The organism is Zhihengliuella flava (assembly GCF_015751895.1).
Lineage (GTDB): Bacteria > Actinomycetota > Actinomycetes > Actinomycetales > Micrococcaceae > Zhihengliuella > Zhihengliuella flava.
On the sequence record NZ_JADOTZ010000001.1, the window covers coordinates 349,577 to 367,183 of the forward strand.

General features: G+C 68.0%; 16 protein-coding genes and 3 tRNA genes. 3 read left to right on the plus strand and 16 right to left on the minus strand.

The window, feature by feature from the left end; translation table 11 throughout:
* Nucleotides 1-4 precede the first annotated feature (4 nt).
* Both leuD and leuC read right to left on the minus strand, forming a co-directional pair.
* The gene (gene leuD / locus IW252_RS01675; RefSeq protein WP_196834985.1) at nucleotides 5-604 is read right to left on the minus strand and encodes a 3-isopropylmalate dehydratase small subunit; all 600 of its coding nucleotides are present in this window, start codon (nucleotides 602-604) and stop codon (nucleotides 5-7) included.
* 12 nt (nucleotides 605-616) lie between these two features.
* Nucleotides 617-2,065 (minus strand): 3-isopropylmalate dehydratase large subunit, encoded by a 1,449-nt coding sequence (leuC, locus tag IW252_RS01680; RefSeq protein WP_196834986.1) that lies wholly within the window; start codon nucleotides 2,063-2,065, stop codon nucleotides 617-619.
* A gap of 107 nt (nucleotides 2,066-2,172) precedes the next feature.
* Here leuC and IW252_RS01685 point away from each other — a divergent pair, with 107 nt between their 5' ends.
* Nucleotides 2,173-2,889: an IclR family transcriptional regulator gene (locus IW252_RS01685; protein WP_196834987.1), complete on the plus strand. Its 717-nt coding sequence runs from the start codon at nucleotides 2,173-2,175 to the stop codon at nucleotides 2,887-2,889.
* 19 nt (nucleotides 2,890-2,908) lie between these two features.
* Here the strand turns inward: IW252_RS01685 and IW252_RS01690 are convergent, their stop codons facing one another.
* From IW252_RS01690 to IW252_RS01750, 13 genes are all read right to left on the minus strand, one after another.
* Nucleotides 2,909-3,976 (minus strand): thiamine-phosphate kinase, encoded by a 1,068-nt coding sequence (locus tag IW252_RS01690; protein ID WP_196834988.1) that lies wholly within the window; start codon nucleotides 3,974-3,976, stop codon nucleotides 2,909-2,911.
* Nucleotides 3,973-5,613 (minus strand): GTPase, encoded by a 1,641-nt coding sequence (locus tag IW252_RS01695; RefSeq protein WP_196834989.1) that lies wholly within the window; start codon nucleotides 5,611-5,613, stop codon nucleotides 3,973-3,975. Before IW252_RS01695 ends, IW252_RS01690 begins: the two co-directional genes overlap by 4 nt.
* Nucleotides 5,610-7,388 carry a dynamin family protein gene (locus tag IW252_RS01700; RefSeq protein ID WP_196837042.1) on the minus strand — a complete coding sequence of 593 codons (1,779 nt, stop codon included), beginning with the start codon at nucleotides 7,386-7,388 and terminating at the stop codon, nucleotides 5,610-5,612. Before IW252_RS01700 ends, IW252_RS01695 begins: the two co-directional genes overlap by 4 nt.
* Before the next feature lie 80 nt (nucleotides 7,389-7,468).
* The gene (locus IW252_RS01705) at nucleotides 7,469-7,891 is read right to left on the minus strand and encodes a hypothetical protein (RefSeq protein ID WP_331271398.1); all 423 of its coding nucleotides are present in this window, start codon (nucleotides 7,889-7,891) and stop codon (nucleotides 7,469-7,471) included.
* Nucleotides 7,892-7,960: 69 nt separating this feature from the next.
* Nucleotides 7,961-8,033: transfer RNA gene (locus IW252_RS01710), tRNA-Glu, on the minus strand.
* A gap of 91 nt (nucleotides 8,034-8,124) precedes the next feature.
* Nucleotides 8,125-8,197 (minus strand) — tRNA-Glu (locus tag IW252_RS01715).
* Nucleotides 8,198-8,270: 73 nt separating this feature from the next.
* A tRNA-Gln gene (locus IW252_RS01720) sits at nucleotides 8,271-8,342 on the minus strand.
* Between the two features lie 153 nt (nucleotides 8,343-8,495).
* Complete coding sequence (gltX, locus tag IW252_RS01725; RefSeq protein WP_196834990.1) at nucleotides 8,496-10,010, minus strand: glutamate--tRNA ligase; 1,515 nt, start codon at nucleotides 10,008-10,010, stop codon at nucleotides 8,496-8,498.
* A 67-nt stretch (nucleotides 10,011-10,077) separates the two neighbouring features.
* Nucleotides 10,078-10,218: a hypothetical protein gene (locus IW252_RS13425; RefSeq protein ID WP_231365865.1), complete on the minus strand. Its 141-nt coding sequence runs from the start codon at nucleotides 10,216-10,218 to the stop codon at nucleotides 10,078-10,080.
* 148 nt (nucleotides 10,219-10,366) lie between these two features.
* Nucleotides 10,367-11,128: a fumarylacetoacetate hydrolase family protein gene (locus IW252_RS01735; protein WP_196834992.1), complete on the minus strand. Its 762-nt coding sequence runs from the start codon at nucleotides 11,126-11,128 to the stop codon at nucleotides 10,367-10,369.
* A gap of 10 nt (nucleotides 11,129-11,138) precedes the next feature.
* Entirely contained in the window at nucleotides 11,139-12,167 is a 1,029-nt protein-coding gene (galE, locus tag IW252_RS01740) for a UDP-glucose 4-epimerase GalE (RefSeq protein ID WP_196834993.1), read from the minus strand.
* 7 nt (nucleotides 12,168-12,174) lie between these two features.
* On the minus strand, nucleotides 12,175-13,263 hold the full coding sequence (locus IW252_RS01745) for a branched-chain amino acid aminotransferase (protein ID WP_196837044.1): 1,089 nt from the start codon (nucleotides 13,261-13,263) through the stop codon (nucleotides 12,175-12,177).
* Between the two features lie 89 nt (nucleotides 13,264-13,352).
* On the minus strand, nucleotides 13,353-14,414 hold the full coding sequence (locus IW252_RS01750; RefSeq protein WP_196834994.1) for a 3-isopropylmalate dehydrogenase: 1,062 nt from the start codon (nucleotides 14,412-14,414) through the stop codon (nucleotides 13,353-13,355).
* An 84-nt stretch (nucleotides 14,415-14,498) separates the two neighbouring features.
* Here IW252_RS01750 and IW252_RS01755 point away from each other — a divergent pair, with 84 nt between their 5' ends.
* Both IW252_RS01755 and IW252_RS01760 read left to right on the plus strand, forming a co-directional pair.
* Nucleotides 14,499-15,704, plus strand: a complete 1,206-nt coding sequence (locus IW252_RS01755; RefSeq protein WP_196834995.1) for a sensor histidine kinase — start codon at nucleotides 14,499-14,501, stop codon at nucleotides 15,702-15,704.
* On the plus strand, nucleotides 15,701-16,387 hold the full coding sequence (locus IW252_RS01760) for a response regulator (RefSeq protein WP_196834996.1): 687 nt from the start codon (nucleotides 15,701-15,703) through the stop codon (nucleotides 16,385-16,387). Before IW252_RS01755 ends, IW252_RS01760 begins: the two co-directional genes overlap by 4 nt.
* A gap of 10 nt (nucleotides 16,388-16,397) precedes the next feature.
* Here the strand turns inward: IW252_RS01760 and IW252_RS01765 are convergent, their stop codons facing one another.
* Complete coding sequence (locus IW252_RS01765; protein WP_196834997.1) at nucleotides 16,398-17,570, minus strand: LCP family protein; 1,173 nt, start codon at nucleotides 17,568-17,570, stop codon at nucleotides 16,398-16,400.
* Nucleotides 17,571-17,607: the final 37 nt, after the last annotated feature.

Sequence of the window (17,607 nt, forward strand, 5' to 3'; positions counted from 1 at the left end):
AGGCTTACGACTTCGCTGGGAGCGTAGCCGGTTTGAAGGCCGGCCGCGTCGCCTCGTAGGCCGTGATGTCCTCTTCGGTGGTCAGGGTCAGCCCAATGTCGTCGAGGCCCTCCATGAGCCGCCAGCGGGTGTAGTCATCGATCTCAAAGTCTGCCGTTATAGCGCCACACGTGACCCGACGAGACTCGAGGTCCACCTCAATCTCGGCGCCGGGGCTGTTCTCCAGCTCCTTAAAGAGCAGCTCAATATCCGGCTCCGCCATTTGGCCCGCCACGAGGCCCTGCTTCCCGGCGTTGCCGCGAAAAATGTCCGCGAAGCGAGAAGAGAGCACCACCCGGAAACCGTAGTCCTTCAGCGCCCAGACGGCGTGCTCGCGGGACGAACCCGTCCCAAAGTCTGCCCCGGCCACCAGCACGGTCCCGCGATTGTAGGGCTCTTGGTTCAAGATGAAGTCCTCCTTGCGCCGCCACGCTGCAAAGAGGGCATCCTCAAAGCCCGTGCGGGTAATCCGCTTGAGGTAAACCGCCGGGATGATCTGGTCCGTGTCCACGTTGGACGCACGCAGCGGAACGCCAATGCCCGTATGTCGCGTGATCTTCTCCATGATTGCTCCTCCTTAGGCGGCCGCAGCGGCCGGGGTCGCGAGGTCGGACGGGCTGGACAGGGTGCCTCGAATGGCCGTCGCCGCAGCGACCACTGGGGAGACCAAGTGCGTGCGGCCCCCCTTGCCCTGGCGGCCTTCAAAATTGCGGTTGCTGGTGGAGGCGCAACGCTCCCCCGGTTCCAGCTGGTCGGGGTTCATGCCCAGGCACATGGAGCAACCAGCGAACCGCCACTCGGCGCCGAACTCCGTGAAGACCCGGTCCAGCCCTTCGGCCTCGGCCTCGAGGCGAACGCGGGCTGAGCCGGGGACCACAATCATGCGTACGTTCGGATCCTTGCGCTGGCCACGAATGACGTCGGCAGCAGCACGCAGGTCCTCCATCCGCGAGTTGGTGCAGGATCCCAAGAAGACCGTGTCCACGCGGATGTCCTTCATCGGTGTGCCGGGCGCCAGGTCCATGTACTCCAAGGCGCGGCGGGCAGCGTAGGCCTCGTTCTCATCCCCCATCGCTTCCGGATCCGGCACGGACTCGGACAAGGAGATGCCCTGACCGGGGTTCGTCCCCCAGGTGACAAAGGGCTCCAGCTCGTTGGCGTTGATCGACACTTCCGCGTCAAACTCCGCGTCGGCATCCGTCACCAAGGTCTTCCAGTACTCGACGGCGGCATCCCAGTCCGCGCCGGACGGCGCGTGGGGGCGGCCCTGTACGTACTCGAAGGTGGTCTGATCCGGCGCGATCATGCCGGCGCGAGCTCCGGCCTCGATGGACATGTTGCAAATCGTCATGCGCGCTTCCATGGAGAGCGCCTCGATGGCCGAACCGCGGTACTCCAACACGTACCCCTGCCCGCCGCCGGTGCCAATCTTGGCGATGACGGCCAAAATAATGTCCTTGGCGCTGACCCCGTCCCGCAGCTGGCCATCGACATTGATCGCCATCGTCTTGAACGGCTTGAGGGAGAGCGTCTGCGTCGCCATGACGTGCTCCACCTCCGACGTGCCGATGCCCATAGCCAGCGCTCCGAAGGCGCCGTGGGTGGACGTATGCGAGTCGCCGCAGACCACGGTCATGCCCGGCTGCGTCAATCCCAATTGGGGGCCGACGACGTGCACGATGCCCTGCTCGGCATCACCCAGTGGGTGCAGGCGGACCCCAAATTCCTGACAATTCGCGCGCAGGGTCTCGATTTGGGTCCGGCTGGTGGGATCGGCGATCGGCTTATCGATCTCCAACGTGGGCGTGTTGTGATCCTCGGTAGCGATCGTCAAGTCGGGGCGGCGCAGCTGCCGGCCCGCGAGTCGGAGTCCCTCGAAGGCCTGCGGTGAGGTGACTTCATGCACAAGGTGCAGGTCAATGTAGATCAGGTCCGGTCGGCGGGCCGCGCCCTCGCCCTCGCCGCGCTTGACGACGTGCGCGTTCCAGACTTTCTCGGCCAGGGTCTTGCCCTGCGTCTCACCCATGGTGTCCTCCGTGGTGTAGTGCTCGGTTATTCAAGAGAACCACCACCCGCGCGGGGGCGCCACACCTTCGGCGTGCATCTCGAATGTTGAGACGTTAGTATCAAACCATGGACGGATCAAGTGGAGTCGGCGTGCTGGACAAAGCCGCCATGGTGCTGGACGCGCTCGAGGCCGGGCCGACGTCGCTAGCGCAGCTCGTAGCGGCTACTGGGCTATCCCGCCCCACGGTGCATCGCCTCGCCCAGGCCCTGGTGCACCACCGCCTGCTGGGCAAGGACATACACGGCCGCTTCGTGCTCGGGTCACGGCTGGTTGAGCTCGCCTCGGCCGCGGGTGAAGACCGCCTGATCGCCGCGGCAGGCCCCCTCCTCGTGCAGTTGCGTGACGCAACGGGCGAGTCGAGCCAAGTCTTCCGCCGGCAGGGCGAGAATCGCGTGTGCGTGGCGTCAGCCGAGCGGCCCGTCGGCCTGCGGGACACCATCCCGGTGGGGACCCAGCTCTCGATGAAGGCCGGTTCTGCCGCCCAGGTTCTGCTCGCGTGGGAGGACCATCAGCGCCTCCTCGACGGCCTCAACGGTGCCCGCTTCACCCCCACCATTCTCGCGGGCGTTCGCCGTCGCGGCTGGGCCCAGTCGTTGGGCGAGCGCGAGCCGGGCGTTGCCTCCGTTTCCGCCCCCGTCCGGGGACCCAATGGGCGGGTCATCGCGGCCGTGTCCATCTCCGGGCCGATCGAGCGCCTGAGCCGTCAACCCGGAAAGATTCACGCGGAGACGGTCGTCCAGATCGCCGCCCAATTGTCGTCCGCGCTGCGTTCCAGCAACTAGGCCGTTCCCTCGGGGCGGATCAGCTGGACTCAAAGGGGTCCCACCCGGCGGGCGCGGCGTCACGGAGCCAGTCCGCTGCGGGGCGTGACTGCACGGTGACGCTGTCCTCGGCCCGCTCGCGGACGCGGCCAATTTCGTCCCACCCGTCCGGCACCGCACCGTCGGCGAACGTGGCCAAGAGAGCGTGGCTCTCGCCGCCGCCGTAGGCCCACGCCCGGGCCAGATCCCCCGCGGACTCGCCGCGCTGGGCCAGATGTTCGGCAACGCGCGCGAGCACTGGCTCTCGATCAGCGATGTCCCCGGCGAGCTCCAACTGCACCCCGGAAGCCGCCGCCACGCGTCCAGCATCCTTGAGCAGTCCATCCGAGACGTCCAGCAGGGCCGTGCCCCGCTCCCGCTGAGGAGCATCGAGGGCCGGCCGCGGGCGCAGTTGCCGTGAGACGACGAACCGCACGTCCGCCACCGGATCTCCAGCAGCCGGTTCGTCCCGGCCACGGGCTGCCCCATCCTCGGCGCCGAGGGTCAGCCGCCCCGAATCGAGGCAGGCCCATCCGGCCGCCGCGGCACCGAGGGAACCGCACACGGCCACCGCATCCCCCACCTGGGCTCCCGCGCGGGTGACCGGCGGGCCCATCAGTCGGCCGAACGCCGTCGTGCTGACCGACAGCTCGCTCCCCCGCCCGAGGTCGCCGCCGGAAACGCGCGCCTGCCTCGCGCCCGGCATCGACAAGGCATCCGCGAAGCCGTGCGCGAAGTCCGCGAGCCACCCGGCGTCGATCTCCTCGGTGAGCGACAGGCTCGTGAGGCAACCGGTGGGAACGGCACCCATGGCCGCCACGTCCGCGAGGTTTTGCGCGGCCGATTTCCACCCGATGTCATAGCCCGTGCAGGCGTAGCCGGAGGCGTAGCGGCGGCGGAAGTCCTGGTCCTCGGTAATGGTGTCGATGGTCATGACCAAGTGCCCAGTGGGTACGGGCACGACGGCGGCGTCGTCACCCGGGCCGGCCAGACCAGCGGCGAGGACCCCGCGCTCCCGATAAACACCGAGGAGGGCTTCGATCAACGACGATTCAGACGCGCGGGTCATGAGGCTGCGGCTTTCGCTAGGGCGGAACGGAAGTCATCGGCGCGCCGCGCCGCGGCGGCGGCCGGACCGATCACCTGTTGCTGGGCGACGTCGGCGAGGCGGCGAAGCAACACTCGGCGGGCCCTGCGCGCCCGGGAGCGGGCAGCGATGGCAGTGAAAACGCGGCACAAGAGAGCGAGGACGATGCCCGCGAGCAAGCCACCGATGAGCAGCAGCGTCGGGACGGGGAACCCTTCCACCCGCGGAGCGTCCGCGACGTCGAACTGGAGGTAGTTCAGAACGCCGAGCCCCAGCAGCCAGAGCGCGCCCGCCGCCGCGAGCGCCACGAAGAGCCACTGCAATGATCCCGTGACCGCCCACCACCACGAGCGGTGCTGCTGGCGCAGATCGGCTCCCGCGACGGCCTGATCGAGGGCGTCGGCGAAAGCCTCGGGGTCAGGGCGCCCGGCGCGGTGGATCTCTTCGGCCCAAACCTCGGGCGCACCCTCGGCGGCTGCCCCCAGGTACTGGCGCACGGCGCTCGACTGCTGCGCGCGGGCGGCCGGCGAGGCTTGGGGCAAGGAGGTACGGTTGACCGAGGGCGCGTCGTTGCGCGCCAGGCCAAGCCGGCGCATCGGGTCGGGGCGGAAACGGACTAACCACCGGGTCACGGGCCAACCGGTGGCCGCCGTCGAGCGCTGGCGGTAGGACCGGGCGACGGCGCGGGTCACCATCTCGACGCCGGAGGCTTGAGCCAGCCCGGCAGACAACTCGCTCGCCGCGCCCTCCAGCGGCCGGGACGCCAGCGTGGCCGAGGGGGCCAACGGCTCCAATTCACGCACTGCAGCACTCAGGTCCGCCGTCAGCCGTTGGTTCGTGGCCTCGCGGCGCGCGGCGATCCGCGCCAGGTGGGCCGCCAGTTCGTCAATGCCCTCACCCGTCGTGGCAGAGGTGGCGACGAGGTGCGCATGGTCCAGCCCGTGGCTGTTCACCAAGGCCCGCAACGACCCGAGCACGGCGGCGCGATCAGGGGTGCTCACCCGATCGATCTGATTCAGCACGATCAGCGTGACCGCCTCGTGCCCGGCCATAGCAGCCAAAAACTCGCGGTGAACCACCGCGTCAGCGTACTTTTGCGGGTCCAACACAAAAACCAGAGCATCAACCTGACCAGCGAGGCGCTCCGCCGTGCGGCGATGCTCGGCGACTGTGGAATCAAAGTCTGGAAGATCGAGGAGAACCAACCGGCTCGCCCCGGACGCGGACGATCGCCCCGCCGGCGCGGACAGGGGTCCGCCGGTGAGCTGGTGCCGTTCCGAGACGTCCAACCAGTCCAACAGTGCATCGGCGCCATCCCCGCTGCCTCCGACGACCGCCATGGGGGCGCTCGTCGTCGGACGGCGGGCGGCCACGCGGGCCAGCTGCCGCCCGGCCACCGCGTTGAAGAGGGAACTCTTTCCCGAACCCGTGGCACCGAAGAACCCGATCACGGTGTGCTCGGAGGAGAGGGAACGACGCCGGCTCGCGCGTTCCAGCAGGTCGAGAGCCCGGGCGCGCAGGCCGTCCGGAATGACTCCGTCCCCCAACTCGGTGGCGGCGTGCAAGGCGGACAGGCGCTCTTCCAGTGCAGCGGCTGTGCGTTCGGAGCGGTGCTTCACCCGTTCTCCTCCCCCGTCGCCGATGCGCCAGCGCTGAGTTGATCGGACAGCGCGGCCAAGCGCCGGGCCACATCGTCGAACTCTGCTGGCTGCGTGGGCGCGTCACCCAAAAGGTCGGTGAAGCGTCGGGCGTCCGCCTCCAGCAACGCCCGGACCCGCTCGTCCAGTTGGCCGCGGGCCTTCTTGGCGAGCCGGCGAACGGCATCCTCCCCGAAAATCGACTCCAAGAGCTTTTGGCCGACGACGGCGGAGCCACCCGCGATGCCGATCTCGAGGCCGGTGAGCCCGGCCGTGGACGCAAAGACCACCACCATGAGGGCCACCGCGATCCCGTTGACCCCCAGGGAAAGCATCCGGGCGGCGAACCGCTTGCCCTGCCCCTCGGCACGAATCAGCTCCAGCAAGTCCCCCTGCCACGCGCGCACCTCGGTCGCCGCACGCTCACTGAATCCTTCGCCGTTCACGTCTAGGCGCCGTCCGGCGATGAGCTCCCTGCCCGCCGGAGTGGTGCGCCAGCGCGCTGCGGCCCCTTCGGCCGCGCCCGCCGCGGCGTCAACGATCACGGCGTGCAAGCCCGTCTCGATGGCCTCCTCGACGCTGTCCACGGGGGCCGGGCGCCCCGTGAAGAACGCGCCGACCCGGTCTCGGACTCGGGAAATCGTGGATTCGACCGAGCGAAAGAACTCGCCCGTGCCGACGACGTCCTGCCACCGGGCCAGCACTTCGCCGCGCAAGAGCGTGCCGTTGGCGCTGGCCTCAGATATGGCCTGGGCCGCCTCGGCATAGGCCTGACGGACCTGCTGGCACAGTTCGCCCTCCGCATCCCGCTGCTCGGCCACCGCCTCGGCGAGGCGGGCGACGTCGTCGGACGCCTGGCGCAGCGATCCGGCGAGCGTGCGCGCAGCGATGGCACGCCGCGCCTCGGCATCGGAGCCGAGGTGCGTCAACCATTGCCTCAGCTCGGCGACGGAATCGTCCGGAAGCATGCGCTGTTCGTCCAACGGTTGCTCCGCGATCACGAACAGGCGCGCGTGCGCGAGGCCGCGTTCGATGAGCATTTCCCGCAAGTGCGCCGAAACCTCGCCAGCGGCCCCCTCCGGCACGCGGTCCAAGACCACGGCCACCGTGACGTCCCGGGCCGCGGCGTCGGCCAGCAGCCCCCACCCTACGGCGTCAGCGTAACGATTGGCCGTCGTGACGAACATCCACAGATCTGCCGCGGCGAGCAATTGCCCCGCCAACTGGCGGTTGGCATCCTCCACGGAATCGATGTCCGGGGCATCCAGCAGGCCCAGGCCTCTCGGCACGGCACCATCCTGAACCATCAGGAGGCCGTCTGTCGCGGCGTCGCTCGACGACGGCGCGCGGTCGTCGCTTGGCGTCGCCTGTCTCCCGGTGTAGCTGCCGCGGGTACGCCGCAGACCGGGCAGGACGTTCTCCCCGAGAAACCACGGCGCATCGTCCGCCGCGTGGATCAACACCGGCTGGCGGGTCGTCGGGCGGATAGCGCCCGCACGGGTCACGGGCCGCCCCACCAACGCGTTGACCAGGGTCGACTTTCCCGCGCCGGTGGAACCGCCGACGACGCACAGGAGCGGGGCTCCGAGCGTGGACAGCCGAGGCCGGACGTGATCGCGCAGCCGGAGAGCGAGGTGGCGAGAGAGGTCCCTCGCTGCGGCTGCCGCCGGCGCGGCCAACGGCAGGTCCGTGGCGTCGAGGAGGCCGAGTGTCTGGTCAACAAGCCCGGTGGCGCTAACTGTGTTCACCCCACCCATCTTGCCGTAGATGACGCCCTCGGCCCCAGATCGCGTCAGGCGCGGACCGTGGAGCGGCACAACAAGCCACCAAACGCCACCTACTGGCTGCCCGCAGTACGGTCGGCGGGCTGCAACGCCTCTGGCGCGGGGAACGGCAACTGGTGAACAGCCGCTCGGGAGCCGACGACGGACGCGGACCCCAGCGCATCCTCCACCACGCGAACGCCTTCCGAGCTGACCTCCGTGATCCGAACGCGCGTCTGCCGGCCATCCGCGTGACTCAGGACCCACGGGTCGGCAAGGTAGCCGAGGCCGAGCCTCTCCAGCCGTTCCTCGGCCTCGAGCCAGTCGACCCGGCCAGAGATTTCACGCCCCAGGGCGTTGATGGCGACGAAGTCCTCGCCCACCATGCGAATCCAGCCGAGGCGCTCACCGTCCGAGCGTCGGCACTCAATCCAGCTGGGGTCCATGACATCACCGTACACCGGTGAGGGGATCGCCGCCCCTGGCCATCGATTCACGGCATTACGGTAGGAGAGCCGACTTAAAGCAAAATCCCGGAAGCGTCTCGCTTCCGGGATTTTCAAGGGTGACCCCAGCGGGATTCGAACCCGCGTTGCCGCCGTGAGAGGGCGGAGTACTAGGCCGCTATACGATGGGGCCCTTGGTGACACAAGCACAAGATCCTGAACCGTGTGCATCACCACCGCGTGGGTCGTGATGCATATGAACAGCCATCAACTGCTTGCGCTCGTGACCCCAGCGGGATTCGAACCCGCGTTGCCGCCGTGAGAGGGCGGAGTACTAGGCCGCTATACGATGGGGCCGAACGCTTGTGGCGACCGGCGGACCGCTCTCCACATTGCTGAGGAATCCCACGTCAGACGTGGAATTCCTGCGCTGGGGTACCAGGACTCGAACCTAGAATGACGGTACCAGAAACCGTTGTGTTGCCAATTACACCATACCCCATGGTGTTACCTCGGCGGCCGGTTAGTCATCCGTGCGGATTCCGTTTCCAGCGCCTCAGCACGAGTAAATACTCTACACACAGTGCGCAGGAAATCCAAAACGGCCCCCAGCCGCCGAGGTGGTGTTCCTGCTCACACCCCGGCGGCTCACGCTCTAGCGGTTTGCGACCACGTCAGCGAAGGCACGCAGCCGGACGAGGCACGACTCCCGCCCCAAGATGACCATCGACTCGAACAAGGGAGGCGAGACGCGGCGGCCGGAGATCGCCGCCCGGACGGGCCCGAAAGCCTTACGCGGCTTGAGCTCTAGTCCATCGATGAGCGCCCCGCGCAGCGCCCCCTCGATCGCTTCCTGATCCCAGGAGTCGACGGCCTCCAGGGCCGAGATGGAGGCGGACACCACCTCTGGCAGGTTCTCCGGCATGCCCTTCAGCGCATCGTCAGCCACCTGCAGGTCTGCGTCAGCCACGAACAAGAAACCGGCCATCTCTGGCGCCTCGCCGAGCAAGCCGATGCGCTCCTGCACCAGCGGGGCGACCGCATCGAGAATCTCCGCTTCGCGCTCGGTCAGCTCCTCCCCCGTGAGGGAAGCCGCGGCAAAGTAGGGAACCAGCCGGTCCCGGAAATCGGCCGGGTCGAGTCGGCGAACGTGCGTCCCGTTGATCGCCTCGGCCTTTTTCAGATCGAAGCGGGCCGGGTTCTTGAGCACATCGGCCACGTCAAAGGCCTCGATGAGCTGCTCGCGCGTGAAGATATCCTCGTCTGCCGAGAGGCTCCAGCCCAGCAGCGAGAGGTAGTTGAGCAGGCCCTCGGGGATGAAGCCGCGGTCCCGGTGAATGAACAGATTGGACTCGGGGTCACGCTTGGACAGCTTCTTGTTCCCCTGGCCCATGACGTAGGGCAAGTGGCCGAAGAGCGGCATGTACTGCGCGACGCCGCACTGGATCAGCGCCCGGTAGAGAGCAATCTGCCGCGGGGTTGAGGACAGCAAATCCTCGCCGCGCAGGACGTGAGTGATCCCCATCAGCGCGTCGTCGACCGGATTGACCAGCGTGTAGAGCGGCTTGCCGTTACCCCGCACCACCACAAAGTCCGGCGTCGAGCCGGCCTTGAACGTGATCTCTCCGCGAACCAGATCCGTAAACGTGAGGTCCTCGTCAGGCATGCGCAGTCTCAGGACCGGCTCGCGCCCTTCCGCGCGGAAGGCGGCCTTCTGCTCGTCAGTCAGGTCGCGGTCAAAATTGTCGTAGCCGAGCTTCGGGTCGCGGCCCGCCGCGCGATGGCGCTCTTCAACCTCTTCCGGCGAGGAGAACGATTCATACACGTGACCGCCGGCCTTGAGCTGCTCGATGACCTCGGCGTAGATGTCCGCGCGCTGCGACTGACGGTAGGGCTCGTGCGGGCCGCCGACGCCGACTCCTTCGTCCCACGTGATCCCGAGCCAGTCCAGGGCGTCGAGGAGCTGCTGATAGCTCTCCTCGGAATCGCGGGCGGCGTCCGTGTCCTCGATGCGGAAGATCATCTTGCCGCCGGTATGGCGGGCGTAGGCCCAGTTGAACAAGGCGGTGCGAATCAAGCCCACATGGGGCGTGCCCGTCGGAGACGGGCAGAAACGAACGCGGACGGGGGTTTCTTCGGTCACTGTCGGCAGTGTGGTGGCGCTAGTCATGATGTGTCCCATCCTAGCGCCGCACGCCCCGGCGGGCGCAGCCGCAACGTCCCTCAGCGGCGATCTGCTAGCGGCGCCGGTTCGCCCGGCCCGAGGAACCGCGCACGACGCGCGCGATCCGAACCCAGAGCAGCGCCAGTGCCCCCGTCACGGCGATGAGGATCAGAGCCAAGACGACGACGTCGTGCGCGCCCCCGCGGTGGGCCACCCGAGCAGCGCCGCCACACAACAGCGCCGCAGCGAACAAAACACCAGGGCGGCGCCGGACGAGTGATGCCAGCCGCTGCCAGGCCCCGCCGCGCCGCGGATCGGAGCTGCGGGACCGTGGCCTGCGCGTGGTCACCGAAGGGCCGGGCTTAGCGCCGGAAGTGGTTGATCAGGGTCCCGATGCCCTCGATCTCCACCTCATACCGCTGGCCCTCGCGCACCAGGCCTACACCGGCCGGGGTTCCGGTCAGGATGACGTCGCCGGGCAGGAGGGTGAACGCCTGCGAGGCGTAGGACACGAGCTCCGCGGCCGTCCAGATCATCTCCGCCGTGGACCCTTCCTGAACCGTCTCGCCGTCGAGGCGCCCGGCGATGGCGACGTCCTCCGGGTCAAGGTCCGTCTCAATCCACGGGCCGATGGGGCAGGAACCATCCCACCCCTTGGCCCGGGCCCACTGGCCGTCGGTGCGCTGAGCGTCCCGAGCGGTGAGGTCGTTCGCGCAGGTGTACCCGAACACCACGTCAGCGACCTTCTCCGCCGGCACATCCTTACAAATGCGTCCGATCACGACGGCCAGTTCCGCCTCAAAGGACACCTCGTCGGAAAATGCGGGCAGCGTCACCGGATCGCCCGGGCCGGTGATCGCGGTGTTGGGCTTGAGGAACATCAGCGGCGAGGTGGGCACCTCGTTGCCCAATTCCTTCGCGTGATCAGCGTAGGTCCGCCCAAAGCAAATGACCTTGGACCGGGGAATGATGGGCGCGACGAGGCGGACGTCGTCCAGCGCGAACTTATTCCCAGTGGGCTGAATGCCCTGGTAGAACGGGTCGCCGGCAATTCCGACGATCTGGTCACCATCGACGACGCCGTACTGCGGGTCGGCGTCTACTACAAAACGTGCAATGCGCATGGATCCCACCTTACGCGGTGTAGCCCCCCGGATGCTTGCGCTGCCACGCGAGGGTGTCCCGGACCATCTCGTCGAGGCCGCGTTGCGCTCGCCACCCCAGCTCCGTGGCCGCCTTGCGGCAATCGGCGTAGGAGACGGCGACGTCTCCGGGCCGTCGCGGCCCGATCTCATAGGCAATCTCCCGCCCAGCCACAGCAGCCGTGGCACGAATCACCTCCAGCACGCTGGTGCCGCGGCCCGTTCCGAGATTCCAGATCGCGGCCCGCCCGGGCGACGTCGCCGCGCGCGCCGCGACGGCGTCGAGGGCACGCAGGTGCCCTTCGGCGAGATCCAGCACGTGGATGAAATCGCGAATGCCCGTCCCGTCCGGCGTCGGATAGTCGCCTCCGTGGATCTTCACGGCCGCCCGGGATCCAACAGCTGCGGCAGCGATGAGCGGCATGAGATTGCTCGGCTCACCCGCCGGTGACTCCCCGAGGTCGCCGGAGGGATGAGCGCCGACCGGATTGAAGTACCGCAGAATCGCCACCTGAAACTCGGGGTGCGCCGCCGCCAGATCGCTGAGCATCGCCTCGCAGACCGCCTTGGTGCGTCCGTACGGGTTCGCCGGCGCGAGCGTTGCCTCCTCGCTGACCGGCATGGAGTCGGCCCGGCCGTAGACGCTCGCGCTCGAGCTAAACACCAGCCGGCTGCAGCCAGCCGCGAGCATGGCATCCAGAACGTTGAGTGTGCCGCCGACGTTGACACGGTAGTACCGCTCTGGTTCGGCCACAGACTCCCCCGCCGCCTTGAGCCCAGCAAAATGCACGACGGCGTCAGGCGCCGCCGCGACCACCGCGCGGGTCAGCGCGTCGGCATCGAGCACGTCGGCCACCGCTACCTCGACTCGGCGCCCCGCCAAAGCCTCAACGCGGCGCAGGGCTTCAGCGGAGGCGCCCGAGAAGTCGTCAACGACCGTGACTCGATGCCCGGCCTCGAGCAGGACCAGAACGGTGTGGGAGCCGATATAGCCGGCCCCGCCGGTCACCAGAACGTGCACGCGCCCGCTAGGCGAGACGGGTCAACCAGCCATGCTGGTCCGCCACGGCACCGGTCTGGATGCCAAGCAGCTGCTCGCGAATGCTCAGCGTCAGGCTCTCCTGCGGAAGCGCCGGCGACGCGATGTCCCCCTCCGTGGTTTTCAACAGGCCGATGGGGGTGATCACGGCCGCGGTTCCGCAGGCAAAGACTTCCCGAAGCTGACCGTTCTCCGCGGCGCGACGCCACTCGTCCAGCGTGAACTTGCGCTCCTCGACCTTCAGTCCGCGATCCTTGAGCAACTGAATGACGGAGGCGCGCGTTATGCCGTGCAGAATGTTTCCGTTCAACGCCGGCGTGACAACCGTGCCATCGGCCATGACGAAGAAGACGTTCATGCCGCCGAGTTCTTCCACCGCGTTGTCATTGAACGGGTCGAGGAACAGGACCTGCTGGCACCCGTTCTCCTCGGCCTCCAGCTGGGCCGCCAAGGACGCGGCGTAGTTCCCGCCGCACTTGGCCTCGCCGGTGCCTCCACGGCCAGCACGTGCATATTTGGTGGCCAACCAAATGGAGACCGGCTTGAGTTCGCCGCCGAAGTAGTTTCCGGCCGGGGAGGCAATCAGCCGGTACGAGACCTCGCGCGCCGGGCGCACGCCCAAGAAGGCCTCGGTCGCGATCATGAAGGGGCGCAGGTAGAGCGCCTCGCCATCGCCGGAGGGGACCCACGCCCGGTCCGCTGCGACGAGTTCTTTGAGGGACGTCACGAAGGCTTCGACGGGCAGTTCGGGCAGGGCCAATCGCCGTGCGGACGCATTGAAGCGCTCCGCGTTGGCCTCGGGGCGGAAGGTCCACACTGTGCCATCGGCGTGGCGGTAGGCCTTCAAACCCTCAAAGATTTCCTGACCATAATGCAGGACGGATGCGGCCGGATCGAGGCTGATGGGGCCGTACGCCTCGATGCGAGCGTTGGACCACCGGCCGCCGTCGGAGGTGTGATTCCAATCGATCACCGCAGTGTGGTCGGTGAAGTGGTTACCGAACCCGGGGTTGGCGAGTACGGCCGCGCGCTCCTCGTCGCTCCGAGGGGTGGTGGAGAGCTGCTGGGAGAATTCCATGGTGCCGGCGATGCTTTCTCTTGAACGGTTCGTGGCCACGAGCGGGTTTTCGGGCGACAGTGCCCCGACGTGCCCGCTCAGCAGCCAGCTTAGGCTACGAGCCCGGCGATCGCATCGCCGATTTCCGAGGTGCCGCGCTCATCCGTGAGCTCGGCGCGGGACGTAATGTCCTCCTCCACCGCTCGGGTGACGGACGCGGCGGCGTCGTCCATTCCGAGGTGCTCCAGCAGGAGAGCCACCGACAGGATGGCGGCCGTTGGATCGGCCTTTTGCTGGCCGGCAATATCCGGAGCCGAGCCGTGGACGGGCTCAAACATGCTGGGCTCGGTCCGGTCCATGTTGAGATTGCCACTGGCGGCCAGCCCGATTCCTCCGGTCACGGCCCCCGCAAGGTCGGTCAGGATATCCCCAAAGAGGTTATCGGTGACGATCACGTCGAAGCGGGACGGGTCGGTGGTCATGAAGATGGTGGCCGCGTCCACGTGCATGTAGTCGTGGCTCACGTCGGGGAACTCCGCGGCGACCGCCTCGACGGTTCGGCGCCACAAGTGCCCTGCATGCACGAGGACGTTGTGCTTGTGCACCAACGTGACCTTCTTGCGCGGCCGCTGCGCGGCGCGGGCGAACGCGTCGCGCACCACGCGTTCGACGCCGTGGGCGGTGTTGACCGAGACTTCCGTGGCGATCTCGTGCGCGGTCCCGACGCGCAAAGCTCCGCCGTTGCCCACGTACGGCCCTTCCGTGCCCTCGCGCACCACCACGAAGTCGATCTCCCCGGGGTGCGCTAGCGGGCTGGGGACGCCCGGGAACAGTTTGGCGGGGCGCAGATTCACGTAGTGGTCCAAGCTGAAGCGCAATTTCAGCAGCAGGTCTCGCTCGATCAAGCCCGAGGGAATTCGCGTGTCCCCCGGCGCTGCGCCGACGGCTCCGAACAGGATCGCCTCGTGGCCGCGGATGGAAGCCAGCGTGTCGTCGTTCAGCACCTCGCCGGAGGCCAGCCAATGCTCGGCGCCCAAGGCATATTCCGTGAGGTTGACGCTGACGTCGGCGGCTTCAGTGGCACGGTGCAACACCTTGACCGCTTCGGCGATCACCTCCGGCCCGATGCCGTCTCCCGGGATGACTGCAAGATCAATACTGCGGTTGCTCATGCCTCCAGCCTACTCAGGCAGTCCGCATGATGATCACCTTGTCTCACATCATGAACACGCCGGGGTGGCCCTAGGATATTCGGCATGGCATGGCATCGCAGCGCGGACGAATGGCTCCGCTCGCATCCGGCACACGTGGACGCGGCGGTCGCTGGAGCGCTCTGGCTTGTCTGCGCCCCATTGAGTCTGCTCTTCGTGGCCCCTTGGACGGACGGCACCGGCCTCGTCCTAGCGTTCGCCATCAGTTCACTTGAAATCCTGCCCCTCGCGTGGCGGCGCACCCGCGTGACGGTCTCCGCTGGCGTGATCGTCTTGGCGTGCCTGCTTCACTTGGCACTTTTGCCCACGTACCTGCCCTCAGTGATCACGGTCCCCCTCGTCGTGTTCACGCTGGCCAAGTACGGGCGACGCTGGGAATCAGCCGCGGGGTTGGCCCTCTCCCTGCTAGGCGCCGTCCTCTCCACCATCGCCTTCGGCGCCGTACAGGGCAGTTTCAGCACCACCTATCTGGTCTTCAACGCACTCGTCATCATGCTCGGCATGCTGGTCGCCTGGACGTGGGGAGATCTCTCCCGCACCCGCCGCCTCGCCTTGCAGACGCTGCAGGAACGGGCAGCGAGGCTCGAACGCGAGCACGCCGCCGAGCGCGCCGCGGCCGCGGCGGACGAGCGCGCGCGCATCGCGCGAGAGATGCACGACGTCGTGGCGCACTCCCTATCCGTCATGATCGCCCAAGCGGACGGCGGTCGCTACGCGGCCGCCACCTCACCCGACTCGGCACGCCGAGCGCTGGAGACCATCGCCTCCACGGGCCGTGACTCGCTCGCCGAGATGCGGCGACTGCTCGGCGTCCTCCGAGACGACGACGCCACCACCTACCGGCCGCAGCCAGGGCTGGACGACCTCGACGGCCTGCTGGACACCATCCGATCGACTGGACAGGCGGCCGAGCTTCATGTCGTGGGATCCGCGGCCGGGGTCCTCCCGCAGGGCGCCCCGCTCGTGGCCTATCGTGCCGTGCAGGAAGCCCTGACCAACGTCCTCAAGCATGCCGGGCCCGCGGCCGACGCCCGGGTGGAGGTCCGCTACGGCCACGATGGCCTCTCCGTGAACATCACGGACAATGGCCGCGGCACGAGCAGTCGCAGCGAGCACCCCGCAGGCTCCGGCCACGGGCTCGAGGGCATGGCTGAGCGCGCTAACCTCTATGACGGCACGCTCACCGCGGGCCCCTTGCCCCGCGGCGGATTCGCCGTCCGCCTCTTCATCCCCTACTCGGAGGAAGCATGACCCACGCACCGGGACCCATCCGGATCGGCCTCGTAGACGACCAGCAATTAGTGCGCAGCGGATTCAAGATGCTCATCGACTCCCAGCCGGACTTAGAAGTCGTGGCCGAGGCCACCGACGGGCGTGAGGCCCTCGCCTCGCCGGCGTTGGCGCGCGCCGACGTCGTGCTCATGGACGTGCGGATGCCGGAGATCGACGGGATTCGGGCGACCGAACGCTTGCTGGCGAAGGCCGATGGTGCGGGGCCAAAGATCGTCGTCCTGACCACCTTCGACCTCGACGAGTATGCCCTCGCAGCCATCCAGGCCGGCGCGAGCGGGTTCCTGCTCAAGGACGCCCCGCCGGAGGAACTGCTCGAGGCGATCCGAACGGTGCACCGCGGAGACGCCGTCATCGCCCCGTCGACGACGCGGCGCCTCCTGCAGCACGTGGCACCGCTGCTGCGTTCCCAGACTCAGGAAGAGTCTCCGGCCCACGCAGCCGTCGCCTCCCTCACGGCCCGCGAGCGCGAAGTCTTTGAGCTCATGGCCGCTGGCGATTCCAACCCGGAGATCGCCACCCGGCTGTTTCTCTCCGAGGCCACCGTGAAGTCCCATGTGCGGCGCATTCTGGCCAAGCTGGACGCCCGGGACCGGGTGCAAGCCGTGGTGATCGCCTATAGCACGGGCGTCGTGGCACCCTAGGCTCCTCACCTCACTCGCCCAAATGACCGTCCGCAAAGTCGTCAAAGACGGACTGGACGCCGTCGTCGTTCACCAGAATGGATTGCCCGTCCGCGCTCGTGCCAAAAGGTGCATCCGGGACCGTATGGCCCACCTGCGTCAGGTCGGTGCGGTAAAGCCATGCGGCGAAGGTGAGCATGTCCTCGGCTGAAACGTTCGTTACCACGTGCGGGTCGACGAGTGACAGGGCTCCGGCGAGCGCCTGGGGACCTTCGAGGAGGGCGTTCGCGCCGAAGCCGAGCAGGGCGATGCCCTGATGGAAACTGCGATCGAAGTCTCCGCCCGGCAGCGTCTTACGTTCTCGCACGTACATCAACGCGTCCACGGGGTTCAGGAGCACCTCGCCCGCAGAGACATTCTTGACGGGGACGGGTGCGTCCATGGGGAGGCCGCCCGCCTCCTCGACGATCGCCTGAAAACCCAGAAAACCGGTGAGCACGTATCCGTCCAGCTCGAACCCCGTGGCGTTCTCTACGGCCTGTTGCTGCCCTTCGGGACCGTCAAAGACGAGTGCGGCGTTGATCTTGGCGTTGCCACCGCTCGCCATCGGCACCCACAAGTCCCGCGGGATGCCGACGATGGCGCCGCCGCCCATGCCGTCGACCCCGACGACCTGCAAGGCATCGGCGCGAGCACGCGTGATGTCTTCACCTTCCTTCTCCCGCGCGTCCGAGCCCGCGAACAGGAGGTGGCGCGGCCCGTCCCCGAGGGCGGGCTGATTGAGGCCTAAGCTGGGCCACCACCCGCCGACGATGGTCCAGCCCTCGGCGGCGGAGACGGCGAGGGTCACGTCATCGCCGGCCGTGAGGACGGCCACCTCCTGGCCGTTCCACGTGCCGGTGGCGGCGTCCACGGTGAGGTGTCCGGACGACGTCGTCCGGGCCTGCGCGGCGGCGGTGGCACGGTCGCCGACGGGGACGAAGGCGCCCGTGTACCACTGAGTCGCCAGCTCGCCGAGTTCGGCGCTCAGGCCGCTCGTGTCCACCGATGGGACCTGTGGCGTGGGCGTCGGTGTGGCCGACGCACCCTCCGTCGAGGCCGGCGGCTCGGGATGGGAGCTGTCACCGGAGCACCCGGCCAGGCTGAGGGCCAGCGAGGCGGTGAGAGCCAGGCCGCAGTAGGTGCGTAGACGGGGTGAGTGCATAGGTTCATCATGTCATCCCCTGGGCTGAAGTCCTGGC

Excerpts from the sequence above, each read along its gene's own strand:
- leuD (WP_196834985.1), bottom strand. The coding sequence starts at position 604 with ATGGAGAAGATCACGCGACATACGGGCATTGGCGTTCCGCTGCGTGCG.
- leuC (WP_196834986.1), bottom strand. The coding sequence starts at position 2,065 with ATGGGTGAGACGCAGGGCAAGACCCTGGCCGAGAAAGTCTGGAACGCG.
- IW252_RS01685 (WP_196834987.1), top strand. The coding sequence starts at position 2,173 with ATGGACGGATCAAGTGGAGTCGGCGTGCTGGACAAAGCCGCCATGGTG.
- IW252_RS01690 (WP_196834988.1), bottom strand. The coding sequence starts at position 3,976 with ATGACCCGCGCGTCTGAATCGTCGTTGATCGAAGCCCTCCTCGGTGTT.
- IW252_RS01700 (WP_196837042.1), bottom strand. The coding sequence starts at position 7,388 with ATGGGTGGGGTGAACACAGTTAGCGCCACCGGGCTTGTTGACCAGACA.
- gltX (WP_196834990.1), bottom strand. The coding sequence starts at position 10,010 with ATGACTAGCGCCACCACACTGCCGACAGTGACCGAAGAAACCCCCGTC.
- IW252_RS01735 (WP_196834992.1), bottom strand. The coding sequence starts at position 11,128 with ATGCGCATTGCACGTTTTGTAGTAGACGCCGACCCGCAGTACGGCGTC.
- IW252_RS01745 (WP_196837044.1), bottom strand. The coding sequence starts at position 13,263 with ATGGAATTCTCCCAGCAGCTCTCCACCACCCCTCGGAGCGACGAGGAG.
- IW252_RS01750 (WP_196834994.1), bottom strand. The coding sequence starts at position 14,414 with ATGAGCAACCGCAGTATTGATCTTGCAGTCATCCCGGGAGACGGCATC.
- IW252_RS01755 (WP_196834995.1), top strand. The coding sequence starts at position 14,499 with ATGGCATGGCATCGCAGCGCGGACGAATGGCTCCGCTCGCATCCGGCA.
- IW252_RS01760 (WP_196834996.1), top strand. The coding sequence starts at position 15,701 with ATGACCCACGCACCGGGACCCATCCGGATCGGCCTCGTAGACGACCAG.
- IW252_RS01765 (WP_196834997.1), bottom strand. The coding sequence starts at position 17,570 with ATGCACTCACCCCGTCTACGCACCTACTGCGGCCTGGCTCTCACCGCC.